Raw genomic sequence first — 18,868 nt, forward strand, 5'->3', positions numbered from 1 at the left:
GATCCGAGCCCATGCCTTATCGGTCACTTCACCACGACCCACCACACCCGACAGCTAACACCAACCACCACAACGAATTACAGGACAGGTCCTAGGTCCGCATCGGGCACCATTCGTCCCGGGGCCCGCGAGCACGGCTTCATGGGCGAGGGGCGAGTATGCGTCCGCTGGATCGCGGGCGGCGAGGTTCGGCCTCTGCCACGGATCATCCACAGCAGGGCCGGGCCCGCGACGGCGTGGCAGCGGACGCGGCCGGTGCCACTGTCCGCGCGGAGCGTATCCGCGCCGAGATCGCCGAGGCGGCTTCACCGGCGCGGACCGGGGTCGGGATATGGCCCACGCCGACGGCTTCGAGTCCGCTGCCCGAGTTGTAGCGGCCGGCCCTCGTTCGGTCGAGTGCGGGGTACTCAGCCGTTCCGGCTGAGACTCGGTGGCGCGGGTTCGGGCTCCGCGGCGTGTGCCGCGGCGACCGGATCGGTCATGATGTCGCGCCACCAGGACTCCAGCCGGCTGGGCTCCGGCCAGATCACGGGTGCGTGCTCGGCGGTCAGTTCCACGTCGTTCTCCTCGGGGCCGGTGTTGTCGGGCATCCTTGCCTCCTGTACGCGTGGTGCGCCGGCGGGTCGCCGCGTGTATTCCTACGCTGCTCCGATTGCGCCGCCCCTGTGACCGGTGCCGCCGGGAATTCCCGCGACCGAGCAACGTAGTGACAGCAGATCGCCGGACCCGCCCGGTACCAATGTGCCGCAATTCTAGCGTTTTTCGATCGGACTGCCCACGGATTCGTCTGCGCGCGGATCCGGTGGGTTATTCGGAGTAGAACCACCCGGTCGAACGGTATTCTGGATGTGTCTGTGCGAGAACACCTTCCGATGTTACGCGCACCGTCGCCGGAACTGCTGTGGACAAAACGACCGGTTTGTAAGATATGGCGAATGTATTGCGCAATGTGTGCACGCAATCCTGAATTAATGCCGGTGTAAATGTACTTTCATTTGATCGTGCAGAACGGCGCGGCATATGAAATCTCCGTGAAGAAATCGCCGCTCGGGCGGGTTCCGGGGTACGGGAGAGCGGGAGCAGGCCGCCGGACGAGGCGGTGCTGAGTAGACTGCCAGTCATGTCGATGGCGTCGTCGCGGTCGCGGATTCCGGGGGCGGTCAACGGCTACGAGGCACGCTGGGAACAGCACAACACCGAGCGTCAGTTGCGTATCCTGCGAGCCGCGGTGGAACTGCTCGAGGAGAAGCCGCTGGGCACCGATGTGCCCGTGCGGCAGATCGCCGAACGCGCCGGGGTCGCCAAATCCGTGGTGTACCGGCAGTTCAGTGGCCGGGAGGATCTGGACCGGCGCATCCGCTCGTACCTGATCGACGATCTGGGAGCCGTACTGGACGCGCAGCTGGACGTATCGTCCGGGTCGGTGCGCGAGATCATCACCCGGACGGTGCGCGCGGTCGCGGACTGGATGGGAGACCATCCGAACCTGGCCGCGTTCGCCCGGTCCGGCCCGCCGGCGGGCGGCCCGGACAGCGTGGATGCCGTCTCCGGTCTCAAGATCCGGATATCCGAACGGTCACGCGAACTGATCGAGGCGATCGCCCGCATCATCGGCGCCGACTCGGCTGCGCTGGAGCCGGTGCCGTTCGCTGTGGTGACCATGGTCGAAGGAGTGCTCGCCGCGTGGGTCGCCGACCCGGGGCCGCGGCGGCCGCGCGCGGAGATGGTCGCCGATCTCTCCGATTACGCGTGGTACATCCTCGACGGTGTGGCCCGGACGGCCGGTGTCACGGTCGACCCGGACCGTGAGTTGGCCGAGGTTGTCGCCGGATTGCGCGGACCCGGCACCTGACCGCGCCGGATCCGGGGACCGAGCCGAACGTCATCGGTCGGCCCGGCCGTTCCGGGTCAGGCCACCGAGGCCCGGACCCGGCGTTCGGGTTCGCTGCGGTAACGCGAGCGGTCGCCGTCGATTCCGAGTGCCTTCCACAACCGCGAGGTGACCGGGTTCATCAGGCCCAGTTCATCCGCGAGGGTGCGCATATCGCCGAAATAGCCGGACAGGACGCGCCGGGAGTACGGACTGTGCCAGAACGCCTCTTTCATCACCTCACGCGGCACCTCGAAGCGGCGCGCGAACTCCGGCGGCGGTGCCATGATCTCGCCGGCCAGCCAGCGCAGTGCCAGCGGGAAGGAGACGCCGCACAACGCGGTCGAGACCGGGCCGAGCTTGGCGATATGCGCCCTCAGGAACTCGCCCGCGAAGGAGATGTGCCGCGCTTCCTCGGCGATATGGATCTCCATCGTCCGCACCACCAGCGGGGGCAGATTCGCGCCGTTGCGGATCATGGCCTTCTGGTAGTGGTCGATCGGCTCCTCGCCACCCAGGATCCCGAGGAACAGCACCACCGGCGCGTAGCCCCCGGCCACGCCGATGAACGGTGAGAGCGCGCGGAAGATCGGCCGCATACCGGGTACGTCGTCGCCGATCCGGTTCACCAGCTCCTGGAACATCTGGATGTGGTTGCACTCTTCGGTCATCTCGTGCAGGCAGTAACGGAACTCGGGCGATCCGTTGGGCAGTTTCGCGATGTACTGCATCATTCCGCGGATCAGCACGGTCTCGAAGGCCGCGCCCACCTTGATCGCGTTGGCTATCCGCCACCGGCCGATCGCTATCTGCTTCTCGGGCGGCAGCTCCCGGTACCAGCGGGTGGCACCGAGCGGATCGTAGTCGGGGGACAGGATCCACCGGGGGTCGTCCCGGTCGAGGGCGAATTCTGGCGCGTCCCAGTCGATATCGAGATAAGGATCGAACCGGCGGTGCACCGAGCCCTCCGACAGGGTTTCCAGCGTCTCGCGGTACCGGCTGTCCAGCTGGGGAGCCCGCGGCAGAGTCGACGGCGTCATCGGTGCCTCCTCGTGCGTATGGCGTACATCTCTCTACGGACGAATTTACCGGGACTCTGCGTCTCAGTAAACAGGGTGTGGCGCGCCGGTGCGCAATTGTGCTCTTCACATGGGGTGGCGCGTGGAAACGCGACGCGAGGACGTCGCCGCCGGCGCGGGGCCGATTGCCTCGACGGTGTATTCGCGCTGCTATCGGCCGGTGACGATGCGGGTGTGTACCCGCAGCGTTTCGATGCGCTCGGCGTCGGGATGGAAATCCAGGATGATCAGGGCCGGGCCCTCCGGGAGGTCGGCGCTGACGGTGACCGAACGACCCGCCGCCAAGGTCTTGCCCCGGCGCAGGCCGCGGGCCCGGCCCGTCAATTCCGCGGTGGTGATCGATTCGCCCGACCACAGGCGCACGGTGTCCCGGGCGCCGGTGAGGGCGCCGACGGCTGCCGTATCGCCGGCGGCCAGCGCCGCGCACAACCGGTTCGCGATCCGTTTCCCGGGGCCGCCGATACCGGTGCACGCGCGGGCCATCCCCGTCAGCCCGCGGATGCCCTGGTTGCGCAGCAGTAGACCGCCGAGCCGAGTGCCGGCGTGCAGTCCCTTCGGTCCGGTCCGGAGAAGCCGGCCGATCATCGGAACGAGTTCCCAGTACGCGGCCAGATATCCGATGCGCAGCGCACCGTCCCGCTCGACCACCTCGTAGCGCAGATGCATCGGCACCCGCACCCGGGCGCCGGTGGACATCGTGATGGTGATGGTGAGATCGCGGAGCACAGTCGCGGGGCCGGCGAAATCGTGGGCCACGTCGAATGTGATGTCGTTGGGCGCGATGAAGGTGTCGTAGAACCGGGCGATCGCGTCGGTCCCCGTGTGCGGGGCGGAGCCGACCGGATCGTTGACCACCGCATCCCCGGCGAACAGGCCCACCCACGCCGCCCGGTCGTGCGCCGCCACGGCGCGCGGTGAGGCGAGTACGGCCTCGCGCAGGTCCGCGGCGGTGGGGTCCAACAGCACGGTGACTCCTTCGAATGGCCGGATTTCGGGCCCATAATAGAACACGTTCTATGGGTGGCCGGGTGCCGATGTGCCGCCTGCTTGTGAAAATGTCGGTGCAGTGCGGCATCATCTGTGCACGCAGCTATTCGACGAACAAGTGAGATTGCCCGGAGTGCCCCATGCCGTCGCGAACATCGAACGCGAAGCCGAAACCTCTGTCCGACAACGACCTCGACCAGATCGCCGCGGAGATCGAGGCGGGGCGCCCGCCGATGGTCTGGTTCACCGCCGCCGCGGTGGGGGTCACCGAAGGGCGGTCGGGCAAGGTGGTCTCGCTCGGCGATCCCGCCGACGGTGACTTCCTGCAGATCCGGCCGACCGGGTCCAAAGATGTACTGTCCTTCGGTCCCACCGAGGTCACGCTGGCCAAACCGCAGCGTGACAAACCGGCCGCCCAGCCGCCCAAGCCCGCCCCCGAGAAGAAGGAAACGCCCGTGACTCCCGCCGCGTCCCCGTCCACCTCCGCCCCGGCCGCGGACCGGAAGCCGGCCGGCGACACACCCGCCGCGGCGAAGACCGCTGCTCCCGAGGCGAAACCGGCCCCGGCCCCGCGGACCCCGGCCGCCGCCAAGGCGACCAAGGCCCCCGCCGCCCGCAAGACCAAGGCGCCGGAGGTCACCGTCACCATCAACGGCACCGCCGACGGCGAGTGGACCGTCGACGTCGCCGCCGGAAAGAAGCGCACGCTGCGCGCGGTCCCGGTGACCGGTACGGCGGTGGCACAGGCGGCGAAACTGTTGCCGCCGGAGGTGTCCGAAGTGGTGGACGGTCTGCTCGATTCCGTTCGGGGCGCACAGGAGGCCAAGGTCCAGCAGTTGCAGGCCGAACTCGAACAGGCCCGCAAACTCCTCGAAGAACTGTCGGACTGATACGAGTTCGCCGGCGCGGTCCCTTCCGCGGATGGCCGACATCCGTGGGAGGGACCGGGTGGTTCCGCACCGAACGAGCGAAACCACCGATCGAATGTGGTCGACGGACAGGGGCTGCTGAGCTGTACGGCGTCGCGCTCTCGGTCCGTGCGGTGCGAAAACATCTCCACACCAACCCTCTGCCCACCCGAATGGACCGTCCTCGTGTGAGGTGGGCCTGCCCGGTTCCGCGGCGACGCGGTGGACGAGTGCCGCGAGTTCGACCTTCCGTGGATCGGAATCGCCGAGCGCCCACACCGTTCGTGGGCCCTGGCACGCTCTGTGAGACCACCTCAGCCGTGCACCTAACCCGGGATATGGTCTGCCTTCGTACGAGTTCGGCTTGCCGGATAGCGGCCCTCCATCAGCTTCTCGACCGGGCTTTCCCTCCGTCCGTGCAGCGCGACGCAGCGGTTCCATTCCGCCCGCCCGGCGCATCTTCGGGATGCTCCCACGGGTGACCAGCCGATCGCTCATAACACAGACTCGGGCGCCGAAGCGGAGAAGCTCGGCGAGCGATCGTGTGTGGTCGACCGTCCGCGGACAGGGACCGCCGAGCGCCGCCCCGCCCATGGGCCTGCGCAGCCGCCCGAACCCACCCCCGGCCGCGGCCCCACCACTCATCGACACGGGCCCGCCGCAGAGATGGACTCCACCGCCGCGCTCCTGGTGCCCACCGAGCCGGATCGCATCCTGCCACCCCGCCGCATCCCGAGGCGCCCGCATCCCCGCCCTTGCTTCGGATAGTCCACATCCGCAGGTGGGGCCCGCCCCGGTTCTGGAGCGACAGAGCGAAGGAGCGAAGCGACTGAGCGTCGGAGTGAAGAACCGGGGTTGATAGGGCCCCACCTCGCGGCGCCGAAGGCGCCGCAATCTATACAGCCCGCGGCCGCCAGCCGTGCCGGGTCGGTTCGGCCGGGGTGTGCCGGATCGAGTCGTGGAACATGTAGCCGAACCCGCGTCGCTTCGCGAGGTACATCGCCGCGTCCGCATCGCGGATGAGGTCGTAGATACTGGCGTCGATATCGCGCGGGCCGCCGCAGGCCAGGCCGATGCTGGCAGTCAGCGGTACTTCACCCGTGCTGAGCTGGAACGGTTTCATGAAGACACCGAGCAGGCGTTCGGCCATCTTGGTCGCCTCCATCCGGTCCAGCGGTGCGAGAACGATGAATTCGTCGCCGCCGTAGCGGGCCACCACATCGTCGCGGCGCACAGTGGAGCGGATCCGGGTGGCGGCTTCGGCGATCAGTTCGTCGCCGACCGTATGGCCGTAGCTGTCGTTGATCGCCTTGAACTCGTCGAGGTCGATGAACAGCAGGCAGAGTGAGCGTTCCGCCCAGTCCCGATGGTCGCGATGCAGGACGCGCAGTAGCGCGGAACGGTTCAGGAGTCCGGTGAGCGGATCGTGATCGGCCTGGTATCGGGCGTGTCGTTCGCTGCGGGAGCTGCGGCCGATGGCGCGTTCGCTGCGGATCAGCAATCCGACGAGCAGCAGTGCGAGTACCGCGGACACGATGATCTGGTCGAGCGGGCTCAGTGGGGCCCGGGCGACCGGTACCAGTGAGGAGACGACCAGGGCGACGGCGATCACGCTGGCACGCTGGCGGGAATGGTGGAGCCGGATCGACCGCGGCGCACCGAGTGCCGGCATGGTCGGGTGCAGTGCGGCGGCGCCGGCCGCCAGGTACGCGCCGATCAGCGGTAGCCCCAGTACGGCCGGGTCGGTGGTGAGCGTGCCGGCCGCGGCCAGCCGGTAGCCGAGGTCGGTCGCGAGTGCCCCGGCCAACGCCAGGTGCAGCAGTCGCAGCGATGTCTCCGTGCGGTTCGAGGTGGCCAGCGAATGTGCCAGCAGCGTGAGCAGCAGGGCATCGCAGATCGGTAGCACCACCGCCGTCACCGAGTTCACGCCCGGGAAATCGGAATGCAGGACGGGTGCGATGAGGAAGATCCAGGACGCCAGCAGGGCTCCGAGCCCGATCAGCATCGAGTCCAGGATGACGTCGGGGTTGGCGCGCGCCTGGCGCGGAAGGAGCCACAGCAGGGCCGCCAGGCCGGTGCCGATATAACCGGTGAGCGTGAGGATCTCGTCGAGAGGGGTGGACGCGTAGCCGGTGAGTTCGCGCAGCACTGTCCCGGTCGCGAAGGGGAGTGCGGACGCGGCCAGCAGATACCACGGCAGTGGATGTGACGGCCGGTGCCGGCGCAGGCCGAATCCGATCATCACCACGGCTGCCGTGGCGGCCAGCAAGGTCGCCAGTACGGAGAACAGCCGGGACCCGAGAATCAGATGCACCACTAACGGCGAGCCCACCACCACGGAAAACAATGCACCGTAACGTATCCGGTGGATACCGTGCCGTCCTGCTCCATGCGGTTCGCTGATGATCATCAGCCCCCCTTTGATCGCTCCATTCCCGGTGAAATCGAGCCGCGTCGCAGGCCTGGGTCCTTATCTGTCTGTCGTGCTCTACCTGCCCATCGAGCGGCGGCTGACGAAAACCGAGTGTTCCTGTACGAGGGGATGTCCGAGCCGGTCGCAGCGCGATCGGCCCACCAAACCTGGACTATGGATCCGATGATGACACGCAGTGTCGAATTTGTCGCTCTCTTGGCACAACAACGTCGTAACAGCTGTCTCGAAGGTGGCGGCGCGGCGGTTCCCGGTCACCGGCGGGCGGCTCGTACGGTGGTGCGGTGACCGAACACGAGGAGAGCACCGGCGGACCTCGCCGATGGTCGGCGCCGGGCCGGGTGAACCTGATCGGTGAGCACACCGATTACAACGACGGTTTCGTCCTGCCGATAGCCATACCTCTCGTAGTCAGCTGCGTGGGTTCCCGGCACGCCGACGATCTGGTCCGGGTGAGTTCGCGTCAGCGGCCGGGTGAGCCGGTCCGGTTACCGGCCGGGGCGCTGTTCACCGAGCGGGATCTGCTGCCGGGGTGGGCACGCTACCCACTCGGGGTCGTCGCGGAGTTTCGGCGCCGCGGTTACGGGATCGAGGGGCTGGTACTGGATTTCGACGGCGCGGTGCCGGCGGGTGCCGGCCTGTCCTCCTCGGCGGCGCTGTGCTGTGCGACCGCGGTGGCGGTCCGGGATCTGTGCGCGCCCGCGGTCGGTGACCGGAAACTGATCGATATCGCGCGTGCGGCCGAGAACGACTATGTGGGCGCGCCCACCGGAATCCTCGACCACGCCGCCTCCATCCTGTGCACCCAGGGCCATGCGCTCTTCCTGGACGTGCGTGCGTTCGCCGCCGCCGAAACCGGCGGCTTCGAACAGATCCCGTTCGATCTCGCCGCCGCCGGTCTGCGGCTGCTCGTCATAGATACAGGTCAGACCCACGACCACGCCGGTGGCGAGTACGGGGTGCGCCGCGCCGAATGCGCCGCCGCTGCGGCGGCTCTCGGGGTCGGATCGCTGCGCGATATCGCCGCGGTCGGGGAACTGTCCGGAATCACCGATCCGGTGCTGTATCGGCGTGCGCGGCATGTGGTGAGCGAGAACGACCGGGTACGCGAGGTGGTGGCGCTGCTGCGGGCGGGCGCCGATCCGCGGGAGATCGGTCCGTTGCTGAACGCGGGACACAACTCGCTGCGCGACGATTTCGAGGTATCCACCGATATCCTCGACACCGCCGTGGATGCCGCCCGGACGGCCGGTGCGCACGGGGCGCGCATGGTCGGTGGCGGCTTCGGCGGCAGCATCATCGCGCTGGTGGATACCGCCGCCGCGAGCCGGGTGGAGGAGACGGTGCGGGGGCGGCTCGCCGACAGAGGTTTTCACGAGTCGCGGACCTTCGAGGCCGTGCCCGCGCCGGGCGCCGGACCCGTCGGCTGATCCGGTCCGGCGCCGCGCGAGGATCGGCGGCCCCGGACCGGAGTCGCTCAGGCGACACGACGATCGCGGTGCCGGACCGGGTGCTCAGACCTTGCGACGGACGCGGTGCACAGCGCCCACCAGGACATCGACCACGAGGAAGGCCAGCAGGCTGAGGCCGAATACCGGCGCGAACCAGCCGATCAGCGCGGCCGCGGCCAGTGCCGGGACCGCGAGGACCAGCGAGCGGCGCAGGGCCCCACGGCGTGGCGCTTTGCCCATCGCGAACGTGCCGGTCGTCCGGGTGGGCCGGCGCCGCCACCACATGAGGTATCCGCGTCCGATCACCGTGACCAGTCCCGCGGCCGCGGCCACCAGTAGTAACTGGTTGAGCAGCCCGAACATCAGGCCCATATGGAGCTGGATTCCCCAGTTCGCCATTTTGGCCATGAACGGCCATTCGGCGTAGGGGAGCCGGTCGGTGACAGTGCCGGTGGGCCCGTCCACCGCCGCCGCGTTCGCCGTGAGCGTGCCCGGTAGCCGCCGTTCCTTCACCGCGAACGCGGTGCCGTCGGACGCCGGGACCGTGATTTCCGCGGGCCGCGTCACACCTGCCGCGCGCGCGGCGGCGAGGACCCCGTCCAACTGCTGGATCCGGTTCGCCGGAACCGGTTGCATGGTCGCATGCTCGCCGTGATGGTCGGTGTGCGCGGTCTCGGCCGACGCCGCGCCGGGCAGTGCGGTCTCGACCGCGGGTGTGGTCCAGCTGAGATCTTCCCGGAGCTTCTCGATATTGGCGCCCGCATAGGTCGACCAGGTCAGACCGGTGGCCGACAACAGCAGTGCCATCGGCAGAATCCAGACTCCCACCACCGCATGCCAGTTCAGGCGGCGTTCCCGCTCGTTGCGGGTGAGGTCTGGTACGAACAGCCACCGCGCCGACGTCCGCTGCCGCCGGGCCCGCACCCGCCGGATCCACAGCGCCAGTCCGGCGAGGGCGATCAACCACAACCAGGAGGCCGCCAGTTCGGAGTACAACCGGCCGGGCTCACCGAGGTGCAGGTGCCGGTGCACCTGGGACACCCACGCGCGGAAGGGCAGCGCACCGGAGCTGCCGTACACCACCGATTCGCCCACCGGCCGCGCGGTGACCGGGTCGACGAAAACGGCGCGGCGCTCGGATTCGCCCAGGGCCGGATCACTGAACAGCACCCGGGTCGTCTCGCCCGGCGCCGGGGCAGGGGCGACCGCGACCAGAGCGAGGTCCGGCCGGACCGCGGTCCCGGCGGTCACCTGTTCGGACAGCGGTCGTTCGGTGCCGCGCGAATCCACATACAGCAGATCCCGGTCGACGAAGGATTCGATACTGGGCGCGACCGCGTAGAGCCCGCCGGTCACGGCCGCGATCAGGAGAAACGGGCCCACGAAGAGACCGGCGTAGAAGTGCAGCCGTAATGTGAGCGCGCGGAACGCGCCCCGGCCGGGGCGCGCGGTGCCGGTCGCCGGGGCGGCGTTGTCGCGCGCCGCGGGGACCTCGGTGGTACTCATCTTTGTTACCTACGTCCTGTACTGGTCCGGCACCGGGCCGGACCGGCCGGGTGCGCGGAGACGCGGCGCGCACCGACGACTCGGGGGCGCCACGCTGAGGGAAACCGGCGGGCCACGGGCGCGGTCGGATGCGGATGAACCACAGCGGGACACAGCGCCCGGCCACTGGTGCCGGGTGGGAGATCAGATCAGGACGGTTCGCGGCGGTGCGCGGGTGCGGCCGATATCGGCCGCGAGAATCCATGCGACTACCCGGTCGCGGTGCAGGTCGCGGAGCAGCGGTGGATCCGGTACGGCCGGAGTCCGGGGTGCTACCGGAACCAGCCGGGCCAGGGCGGTCGCGGTGACGCGGTAGGCGAATTCGGCGCCGCGCACGATGATCGCGGCGACACAGGCGACGAGCAGATGCGCCGCGAGCATGGTGGGAGTCAGTTGGAGATCGCCGTGGTGTAGATGCCCGGATCCCCAGCCGAGGCTGATATGGCCGAGCAGTTGTCCGGCCAGCAGTGCCGCGGTGAGACCGGCGGTACCGGTGCGCAGCGGGCGCAGGCCGGTCACCAGGGCGCCGACCGCCGCCGACGCGAGCGCGAGCAATACGACGGCGGTGCTGTCGGGTGGGCCGGTCCCGGCCGCCCACCCGTGGGCCGCTACCGAGACCGCCCCCGAGATCAGGCCGGCCGCCGCACCGCGAACGCGAGCGGCGCCGCGATGGTCCACCGGATGGGTGGAGCCGAACCTGATACGCACCCGGGGATGATATCCGACGGCCCGCCCCGTCTGCGGCGAACCGGATACCGCCCGCCTGTTCGCGCACACCACCGGCAGTTCACCTTTCTCCGGGTGCTCCATCGAGTCTGTCCTCGATCGTGCGCCGATCCCCTCGCGGTGGAGGCGGACGAACCCGGCGTACGGGCGGACACCGGCAGAGCCGGATGCTGGGGCAGGGTGTCCCAGTCGGGGCCCGGCGCGCCGGGCCCCGGGAGAGGGTCAGCTTCCGGTGTCCAGTTCCGTCAGCGGTTTCCGCAGCAGTTTTCCGGTGGCATTGCGCGGCAGTTCGTCGAGGAAGACCACCTCGCGCGGGACTTTGTAGCGGGCCAGGTTGGCCTTGACGTAATCCTTGATCTCCTGGGCGTCGCGTGTCGAATCCGGACCAGGGACCACCACGGCGCGCAACCGTTTGCCGAACTCCCGATCGTCGACACCGACCACCGCGGCCTCCAGCACATCCGGCCGCTGCGAGATCAGGTGCTCGACCTCCTGCGGGAAGACGTTCTCGCCGCCGGAGACGATCATGTCGTCATCGCGGCCGTCGATGAACAGCAGCCCGTCGGGGTCCAGATGCCCGACATCGCCGCTGGACATCATGCCGTCCACCGTCTCCTTGGTGCGCCCGTCGGTGTAGGCCTTGAAGGCGTGCGGGTTGTCGATGAAGATCGTGCCGGTGGTATCGGGCTCGGTGATCCGCTCGCGGTTCTCGTCGTAGAGAGCGATCCGCACTCCGACCGGCGCCCGGCCCGCCGTGGTCGGCGATTTCCTCAGTTCCTGCGGTGTCGCGACGGTGATCACCGCGCATTCGGTGGAGCCGTAGAGGTTGTAGAGCACATCGCCGAAGTGCTCGCCCGTACGTACCACCACATCGGGCTGGATCGCCGAACCCGCCGCGAAGATCACCCGGATCGACGAGACGTCGTGGCGGTCGAGCACCTCTTTCGGCTGGTCCAGGATGCGCTGGAGCATGGTGGGGACCACGACCAGCGAATCCGCCCGGTAGCGGGCGATATTGGCCAGGGTGAGCTCGGGGTCGAAACGGCGCTGCTGGAAGACCACCCGGTTGCCCAGCGCGAGCCCGAGCGAGAACTGGGACAGTCCGGTGCCGTGGAAGATGGGCGCGGCCATCACCATGGTGCCGTCGGTCGGCAGGGGTACCCGGTCGATGAACTGGGCGGTGATGAACGGGCTCACCTTGTCACGCGGGGCGCCCTTGGGGGTGCCGGTGGTGCCACTGGTGAGGATGACCGTCCCACCCGGTTTGTGCGGGGCGGCCAGCGGTGCGGTGGACTGCCCGCGCGAGAGGGATTCGACCGTGGGGATCGCCGGATCGGCGTTGTCGGATTCGTCGACCCAGGTGAGGATGCGCGGGATCTCGGCGGGGATGGCACTCATCAGATCGAAGAATTCGCTGTCGTGCAGTACCGCTTTGATCTGCTCGCGTTCGGCCACATCCGCGAACTGCGGTTTGGCGAAGCCGGTGTTCATGAGCACGGCACGCAGGCCGAGTTTGCCCGCGGTCAGCATGCTCAGCACCATGCCGCGGTGATCGCGGGCCAGGACGGCCACCACATCGCCGGGCCGCAATCCGCGTTCGGTGAGGCCGCGGGCGAAGGCGTTCGACCGATCGTCGAGTTCGCGGAAGGTGAGTTCGCCCTTCTCGTCGACGATGGCGGGGGAGTCGGGCCGAGTCTGCGCGGCATGCATGACCACCCCGGCGAACGGGCCGTACTTGGCGGCATTGCTCATCGAACGGAGGGCATGGTCGAGCCGCAGCGGATCGAAGAGGCCGCGTTTGCGCATCACGTTCACGGCCAGGGCGATATCGCTCGCTCTGCGAACGGGGCCGGGCAGCGACAATGTCATCGGTGACAACCTTCCGCGGCGTTCCGCCGGGGTCGGCGGCCTGCCTCTTCGAGCTCCAGGGCAAAGCCAACCCTAGCAACCGCGCGCGGGACTGCCGTTCCATTGTCTCGGACAGTAGGGAAACCGGGATATTACTGTGAACATTCCCGGTTTCCCCACCGGGAACTGTTGTCAGACCTCGTATTCCACCAGCACCCGGCGCAGCAGTTTGCCGGTCGGGTTGCGGGGCAGATCGTCGAGGAAGACGACCTCACGCGGCACCTTGTACCGGGCGAGGTTCTCCTTGACGTAGGTCTTGATCTCGGCTTCGTCCGGGGTGTGCCCGGGTTCGGGGACGATGAAGGCGCGCAGGCGTTTGCCGAATTCCACATCGTCCACGCCGACCACCGCGGCGTCGAAGATATCGTCGCGTTCGAGCAGCAGGTTCTCGACCTCCTGCGGGAAGACGTTCTCGCCGCCGGAGACGATCATGTCGTCGTCGCGGCCGTCCACCATGAGCAGGCCGTCTTCGGTGAAATGCCCGACGTCGCCGCTGGACATGTAGCCGTCGATGATCTGCTTGTGCCGGCCGTCGGTGTAGCCCTCGAACGGGGCGCCGCTGCGGACGAAGATCCGTGCGGTGACGTTCTTCGCGGTCACTGCCTTGTCGTTGTCGTCGTAGAGGCGGACATCGCAGGTGAGGGGCGGCCGGCCGACGGTTCCGGGCGCCTTGGCCAGATCGGCCGGCTGGGCCACGGTGGCGATGGCGACCTCGGTGGAACCGTAGAGGTTGTACAGCACATGTCCGAACGCCTCGGTCGCCTTGACACACAGTTCCGGCGAGAGCGCCGAACCCGCCAGGACGATCCCCTTCAGCGAGGAGGTGTCGTACTTCGCGCGTACCTCGGCGGGCAGCTCCACCATCCGATGCAGCATGGTCGGCACGGCGACCAGCAGTTCGGCCTTGTGGTCGGAGATCATCTTCAGGGTGGCCTCGGCGTCGAACCGACGCCGCATGACGATCTTGTTCGTCAGGCCGATGCTCACGAGATATGTCCCGAGGCCGGTGCTGTGGAAGATCGGCGAGACGATCACGACGGTGCCGCGCTTCGGGAACGGCATCCGATCCAGGAATTGCGCGGTGGCCAGCGGGCTGGCTTTCTCGCGCGGAGCGCCTTTCGGCAGACCGGTGGTGCCGCTGGTGAGGATGATGAAACCGCCGGGTTTGGCCGGGGCGGGCAGCGTATCGGTGCCGTTCTCGGCGATCAGATCGTCGAGTGTCCGGGCGCCCTCGGGCACGTCGGCGCCCTCGTCGACCCAGGTGAGGAAGCGAGGCATATCCGCGGGCAGGGCGTCGAGCAGTCCGAGGAATTCGCTGTCGTGCAGAACCGCCTTGACCTTTTCCCGTTCGCACACCTCGGCGAACTGCGGCTTCGCGAATCCGGTATTCATCAGCGCGATCTTGACGCCGAGTTTGCCGGCGGCGGCCATGGAGAGGATCAGGCCGCGATGGTCGCGGGCGAGGATCCCGATCACGGTGCCCTCGGTGATACCCGCGCTGCGCAGTCCGTGGGCGATCTTGGTGGACTGTTCGTCCAGCTCCCGGTAGGTCAGCTCGCCGCGCTCGTCGGCCAGGCCGGGCGCATCCGGCGCGATTCGCGCGGAATGCATGATCAGCGTGGCCTGCGGGATGTAGGTCTTGGAATCCTTCAGCGTCCGCAGTGTTTCCCCCGGATTCTTCAGATCGATGAATCCACTGGACTGCAGCAGCCCATATGCCTTGACGACTTCCAGCGTATGCGCCAGATTCACCTTCGAACACCTCCACAGATCCTCGCGTCGGCACTCGACCTAGCGATTCCGAACGGCATATCGGTGGTCACCGTAGCAGTGAAAGTGTATTCGCTCACAACGTACGCTCCGGACAAAAAAGACATCTCCGGTGGGGCTGTCGAGCCGGTGGGCTCGGGGGTGTGTCGAATACTCGACACACCCCCGAGCCCGGCCTGCGGCTATCGGCTCAGTTGTAGATCGAGCCCATCGACGGGAACGTGATGTCCCCGCGCACGTACTGGAAACCGTCGGGATTCTCCGTACTCACCGGCACCGGCCACCGGTGCCACAGATTGCCGTACACCGCGGCGACGATCATGCCCGGGCCGGGATCGATCGGGCGGGTACGGATGGTGGTGTCGGCGATGATGTCCATATGTTCGGTCAGCTGCTCGATACCGCTGCGGCCGGTATTGAGGTTCAGCCACACCACATCCAGCCGCGCGCCCGTCTGGTTCGGCGCGATGGTGCCCGGCCCACCGAAGAAAGCGAACCGGAATCCGTCGACGTTCAACGACAGGCCCGAGCCGTACATCCCCGGACCGCCACCGCGGCCGACGGTGGATTCGGCCGGGATCTGAAACGGCTGCGCGGGCAGCGCGGTTTCGCGCGAGGCCGAGGCGACCCGCGCATCGCCGAGCAACGTGGATACCGCCTTCTCGGCGGCCGGATCGCCGGCGGCGGCAGTGTGCAGCGCCTGAGTAGCCGACGGCCAATCGACCTCGGCGGGTTCGGCGGTCGCGTGTCCGGTGAACAGGACGGTGGCCGCGGCGGTCACCACGGCGGAGGTGAGAAGTCGGCGGGCAAAGGCCGATATACGCATAACCAGTCTCCTTGCAGATGCGAGGTCCGGGGGTACTGCTCAGTGACTCGGTGCGGGTGCAGCGGGGTGGAACTCGTACCGGCGCGGCGGGATATCGAGCGGAAAGCGGATCCGGCGGCGCCGATCGGGACGGTCCGATCGAACAAACACTGTCACTCGGCCCCTGCGGTGTCCAGAACCGCCACTCGGCCGGTCGGTCGCGTTTCGTATCCGGTACCGACTTCCCCGCGACTACGGCCCGCGGACGGTCCGGGACCCGACACGGGCGAAAGGCGCAGCAGAAACCGGTGTGATCCCCCCAGCGGACCACACCGGTTTCTCGCGCCCGAGCTGCTTACTTCAGTTCGGCGCTGCTCTTGCCCAGGACCCGGCGGGCGACGATGAGCTGCTGGATCTGCTGGGTGCCCTCGAAGATGTCGAGAATCTTGGAATCGCGACCCCACTTCTCCAACAGCAGCCGCTGCGAGTACCCGACGGCACCGGCGAGCTCGACGGATTTGAGCGTCACATCGGTGCCGGTGCGGCCCGCCTTCGCCTTGGACATGGACGCCTCGAGCGAATTCGGTTTCTTGTTGTCGGCCATCCAGGCGGCCCGCAGCGCCAGCAGATAGGCCGATTCGTAGTCGGCTTCCATCCGCAGGAATTCCGCCGCCGCCGCGTGCTGGTTGTTGGCCGGGGTGTCGTAGGAGATCTCGATACCCGCGTCGGTGAGGATGGTGCGCAGTTCCTCGAGCGCGGCGCGGGTGACACCGATCGCCATGGCCGCGACCATGGGGCGGGTGTTGTCGAAGGTCTGCATGACCCCGGCGAAACCCTTCTCCACGTTCACTTCCGGGCTACCGAGGATATTGTCCTTCGGGATCCGGCAGTCCTGCAGCAGCAGCACCGCGGTATCGGAGGCCTTGATACCGAGCTTGTGCTCGAGCCGGGCCACCGAGAGACCGGGGGCATCGCGCGGGACGACGAACGATTTGATGGCGGCGCGGCCGAGGCTGCGGTCCACCGAAGCCCACACCACGATATGGGTGGAGCGCTGACCCGCGGTGACGAAGATCTTCTCGCCGTTGAGCACCCATTCGTCGCCGTCGAGGACGGCGGTGGTGGTGACCGCGGCCGAATCGGATCCGAAGCTGGGCTCGGTGATCGCCATCGAGGCCCACACCTTGCCGAACCGTTCCAGCTGGTCGTCGGTGGCCACCGCGGCGATGGCGGCATTGCCCAGGCCCTGGTAGGGGATGGACAGCATCAGCCCGACATCGCCCCAGGAGGTTTCCAGGGCGTTGAGCAGCGCGGACATATTGCCGCCGTTGGCATTGGCGACCACATCGGTGGCCCTGGGTTCGGCGTCGTCGGAACGGCCGCCGCTGGCGCCGCTGATCTTCTGCGTACCGGAATCGCTGAGCCCGTCGACCATGGCGGCCATGGTGTCGAGCTCCACCGGGTACTCGTGCTCGCCGAGATCGTATTTGCGCGAGATGGGACGGAAGATCTGCGAGGCGACCTGGTGCGCCTGATTGGCGCTGGCCCGCAGCTTCTTGGGAAGTTCGAGATTGATCATAGGAATCTCCTGGCAAGGGACCGGGTAGTTGTCGAGGGCGGTTGATCCGCCCAGCGTGTTCGGAGTCGGCGGGTATTCGGCTCGTCTGCGGGCCAGCTGCTCCGGTTCGGGCCCGCCCCGGTTCTGGAGCGACAGAGTGAAGGAGCGCAGCGACTGAGCGGCGGAGTGAAGAACCGGGGTTAATAGGGCCCGAACCCGCGGCGCCGGAGGCGCCGCCAATTACACGAGCACCACGCCTTCGGCGATCGCGATACCCCTCAGATCGCGGTACCAGCGTTCGACCGGGTGTTCCTTCGTGAAGCCGTGGCCGCCGAGCAACTGGACCCCGTCCAACCCGAAGCGCATACCCTTGTCCGCCGCCAGTTTCTTGGCCAGTGCCGCCTCGCGCGCGAAGGTCAGGCCCTGTTCGGCGCGGGCGGCGCCGCGCAGGGTCACCAGGCGCAGACCGTCGAGTTCGATCGCGATATCGGCGACCATGAACGCGACAGCCTGGCGGTGGCTGATCGGTTCGCCGAAGGCCTCGCGCTCGTTGACGTAGGGGATCACGTAGTCGAGTACGGCCTGTCCGGTGCCGGTGGCCAGCGAAGCCCAGCCGAGGCGGGCCAGCTGAACCGCGTCGCGGTAGTCGGCGGCGTGCTGTTCGGCATCGCCCTCGCCGAGGATCGCGTCCGCGGCGACGGCCACATTGTCCAGTACCAACCGGCCCAGACCGGCCGCGCGCAGGCCCATGCTCGGATCGGCTTCCACCGAGAGGCCCTTGGCGTCGGATTCGACCACGAACAGCGCCGGGCGGCCGTCGAGTTCGGCGCCCACGACGAAGATCTCGGCGTCGGCGGCCGCGGGGACCAGGCTCTTCACCCCGGTCAGCCGGTAGCCGCTGGGGGAGCGCACCGCCTTGGTCTGCAGGCTGAACGGGTCGAACAGGGCGCGGGGTTCGCTGATGACCACGGCGGCCTGCGGCACGTTCTCCCCGGTGAAGGCGGGTAGATAGGTCTGCTGCTGGGCATCGGTGCCCCACTGCGACAGCGCGACCGCGACACCGCTCGGTGCGAGCAGGGGTAGGGCCAGTCCCATATCACCGTGCGCGAGCGCTTCGGCCACCATCGTGTTGGTGACCGCGCCGCGTTCGGTGGCCGCGCCTTCGAGTTCTTCGGGCACGTTGATCAGGGTGATGCCCAGTTCCGCGGCCCGGCCCAGTAGGTCCTTCGGCGCGGCGGCGGCCTCGTCGGCGTCGTGCGCGGCCGGGCGCAGGATCTCGGCCGCGAACTCACGCACCGTTTCGACGATCATCTGCTGTTCGTCGGTGGGGGTGAGGTCGAAGTAGTCCTTGGTCTTGGACTCGTTGTCCGGGAGACGTTTGGGCGCCCCGCCGCCCGCGACCTTGTTGAAGGCCCGGGTGGCCGCGCCGAGCGTGCGGAACCCCGTTTTGGTGCTCTGGTAGGTGACCCGGTCGATGGGCTTGCGCAGGTTGTACTTCTCGGCCAGCTCCGAACCGGTGATGGTCGACATGACCCGCATGGCGGCGCCCATCCAGTCCCGTTTGGGTTGGTGCAGGCCCACCCCGTTCTCCTGGCGTGCGCCGTTGGGCGACCGCCGCTCGGTAGCGCTGTCTCGAATGCTCATCATCACCTGTTTCTCGCGCGGGGGTGAGGGTCGAACCCCGGGTATCTTACTGCGGAGTAAGGCTATCTTACTGCGGAGTAAGAACGGCGTCGAGTGCTCCTCCCGTCCTGGTGAGCGGACGCGCGCGTGGAATTCGCAGGTGATGAGACCGAGACCGCCCGCCCCGGAATACGGGGCGGGCGGTCT

The 18,868-nt window shown here is 68.1% G+C and carries 14 protein-coding genes; 3 read left to right on the top strand and 11 right to left on the bottom strand.

Features of this window, described 5'->3' with window-relative positions:
* Window positions 1–407: 407 nt before the first annotated feature.
* On the bottom strand, window positions 408–590 hold the full coding sequence (locus ACWEWT_RS20445; protein WP_452561053.1) for a hypothetical protein: 183 nt from the start codon (window positions 588–590) through the stop codon (window positions 408–410).
* 530 nt (window positions 591–1,120) lie between these two features.
* Here ACWEWT_RS20445 and ACWEWT_RS20450 point away from each other — a divergent pair.
* Window positions 1,121–1,852 (top strand): TetR/AcrR family transcriptional regulator, encoded by a 732-nt coding sequence (locus ACWEWT_RS20450; protein WP_452561054.1) that lies wholly within the window; start codon window positions 1,121–1,123, stop codon window positions 1,850–1,852.
* 56 nt (window positions 1,853–1,908) lie between these two features.
* Here ACWEWT_RS20450 and ACWEWT_RS20455 read toward each other — a convergent pair whose 3' ends face one another.
* Together ACWEWT_RS20455 and ACWEWT_RS20460 are read right to left on the bottom strand one after the other, a co-directional pair.
* Window positions 1,909–2,910: an AurF N-oxygenase family protein gene (locus ACWEWT_RS20455; RefSeq protein ID WP_452561055.1), complete on the bottom strand. Its 1,002-nt coding sequence runs from the start codon at window positions 2,908–2,910 to the stop codon at window positions 1,909–1,911.
* A 189-nt stretch (window positions 2,911–3,099) separates the two neighbouring features.
* Entirely contained in the window at window positions 3,100–3,915 is an 816-nt protein-coding gene (locus ACWEWT_RS20460) for a nuclear transport factor 2 family protein (RefSeq protein ID WP_452561057.1), read from the bottom strand.
* Window positions 3,916–4,076: 161 nt separating this feature from the next.
* Here ACWEWT_RS20460 and ACWEWT_RS20465 point away from each other — a divergent pair, with 161 nt between their 5' ends.
* Window positions 4,077–4,826, top strand: coding sequence for a DUF6319 family protein (locus ACWEWT_RS20465; protein WP_452561059.1), 750 nt, complete (start codon window positions 4,077–4,079; stop codon window positions 4,824–4,826).
* A 913-nt stretch (window positions 4,827–5,739) separates the two neighbouring features.
* On the opposite strand, the gene ACWEWT_RS20470 is transcribed toward ACWEWT_RS20465, so the two are convergent.
* Window positions 5,740–7,254, bottom strand: coding sequence for a diguanylate cyclase domain-containing protein (locus ACWEWT_RS20470; protein ID WP_452561060.1), 1,515 nt, complete (start codon window positions 7,252–7,254; stop codon window positions 5,740–5,742).
* 305 nt (window positions 7,255–7,559) lie between these two features.
* On the opposite strand from ACWEWT_RS20470, the gene galK reads away from it, so the two are divergent.
* Complete coding sequence (gene galK, locus ACWEWT_RS20475) at window positions 7,560–8,705, top strand: galactokinase (protein WP_452561062.1); 1,146 nt, start codon at window positions 7,560–7,562, stop codon at window positions 8,703–8,705.
* An 84-nt stretch (window positions 8,706–8,789) separates the two neighbouring features.
* On the opposite strand, the gene ACWEWT_RS20480 is transcribed toward galK, so the two are convergent.
* The 7 genes from ACWEWT_RS20480 to ACWEWT_RS20510 all read right to left on the bottom strand — a co-directional run bounded on the left by ACWEWT_RS20480 (window position 8,790) and on the right by ACWEWT_RS20510 (window position 18,688).
* Entirely contained in the window at window positions 8,790–10,232 is a 1,443-nt protein-coding gene (locus ACWEWT_RS20480) for a PepSY-associated TM helix domain-containing protein (RefSeq protein WP_452561064.1), read from the bottom strand.
* 183 nt (window positions 10,233–10,415) lie between these two features.
* A complete protein-coding gene (locus tag ACWEWT_RS20485) occupies window positions 10,416–10,979 on the bottom strand; it encodes a hypothetical protein (RefSeq protein ID WP_452561066.1) in 564 nt (187 codons plus the stop codon).
* Window positions 10,980–11,219: 240 nt separating this feature from the next.
* Window positions 11,220–12,866 (bottom strand): acyl-CoA synthetase, encoded by a 1,647-nt coding sequence (locus tag ACWEWT_RS20490; RefSeq protein WP_452561067.1) that lies wholly within the window; start codon window positions 12,864–12,866, stop codon window positions 11,220–11,222.
* Between the two features lie 171 nt (window positions 12,867–13,037).
* Entirely contained in the window at window positions 13,038–14,657 is a 1,620-nt protein-coding gene (locus tag ACWEWT_RS20495) for an acyl-CoA synthetase (RefSeq protein WP_452561069.1), read from the bottom strand.
* Window positions 14,658–14,865: 208 nt separating this feature from the next.
* Entirely contained in the window at window positions 14,866–15,501 is a 636-nt protein-coding gene (locus tag ACWEWT_RS20500; RefSeq protein ID WP_452561070.1) for a hypothetical protein, read from the bottom strand.
* Between the two features lie 334 nt (window positions 15,502–15,835).
* The gene (locus ACWEWT_RS20505) at window positions 15,836–17,059 is read right to left on the bottom strand and encodes an acyl-CoA dehydrogenase family protein (protein ID WP_452561072.1); all 1,224 of its coding nucleotides are present in this window, start codon (window positions 17,057–17,059) and stop codon (window positions 15,836–15,838) included.
* A 219-nt stretch (window positions 17,060–17,278) separates the two neighbouring features.
* Window positions 17,279–18,688 carry an acyl-CoA dehydrogenase family protein gene (locus tag ACWEWT_RS20510; protein WP_452561073.1) on the bottom strand — a complete coding sequence of 470 codons (1,410 nt, stop codon included), beginning with the start codon at window positions 18,686–18,688 and terminating at the stop codon, window positions 17,279–17,281.
* Window positions 18,689–18,868: the final 180 nt, after the last annotated feature.

The sequence above is a fragment of the Nocardia sp. NPDC003963 genome, from assembly GCF_053605105.1.

What these genes read in the sequence shown, in the direction of transcription:
- ACWEWT_RS20450 (WP_452561054.1), top strand. Translation starts at nt 1,121, where the DNA reads ATGTCGATGGCGTCGTCGCGGTCGCGGATTCCGGGGGCGGTCAACGGC.
- ACWEWT_RS20505 (WP_452561072.1), bottom strand. Translation starts at nt 17,059, where the DNA reads ATGATCAATCTCGAACTTCCCAAGAAGCTGCGGGCCAGCGCCAATCAG.
- ACWEWT_RS20490 (WP_452561067.1), bottom strand. Translation starts at nt 12,866, where the DNA reads ATGACATTGTCGCTGCCCGGCCCCGTTCGCAGAGCGAGCGATATCGCC.
- ACWEWT_RS20500 (WP_452561070.1), bottom strand. Translation starts at nt 15,501, where the DNA reads ATGCGTATATCGGCCTTTGCCCGCCGACTTCTCACCTCCGCCGTGGTG.
- ACWEWT_RS20465 (WP_452561059.1), top strand. Translation starts at nt 4,077, where the DNA reads ATGCCGTCGCGAACATCGAACGCGAAGCCGAAACCTCTGTCCGACAAC.
- ACWEWT_RS20480 (WP_452561064.1), bottom strand. Translation starts at nt 10,232, where the DNA reads ATGAGTACCACCGAGGTCCCCGCGGCGCGCGACAACGCCGCCCCGGCG.
- ACWEWT_RS20470 (WP_452561060.1), bottom strand. Translation starts at nt 7,254, where the DNA reads ATGATCATCAGCGAACCGCATGGAGCAGGACGGCACGGTATCCACCGG.
- ACWEWT_RS20445 (WP_452561053.1), bottom strand. Translation starts at nt 590, where the DNA reads ATGCCCGACAACACCGGCCCCGAGGAGAACGACGTGGAACTGACCGCC.
- ACWEWT_RS20455 (WP_452561055.1), bottom strand. Translation starts at nt 2,910, where the DNA reads ATGACGCCGTCGACTCTGCCGCGGGCTCCCCAGCTGGACAGCCGGTAC.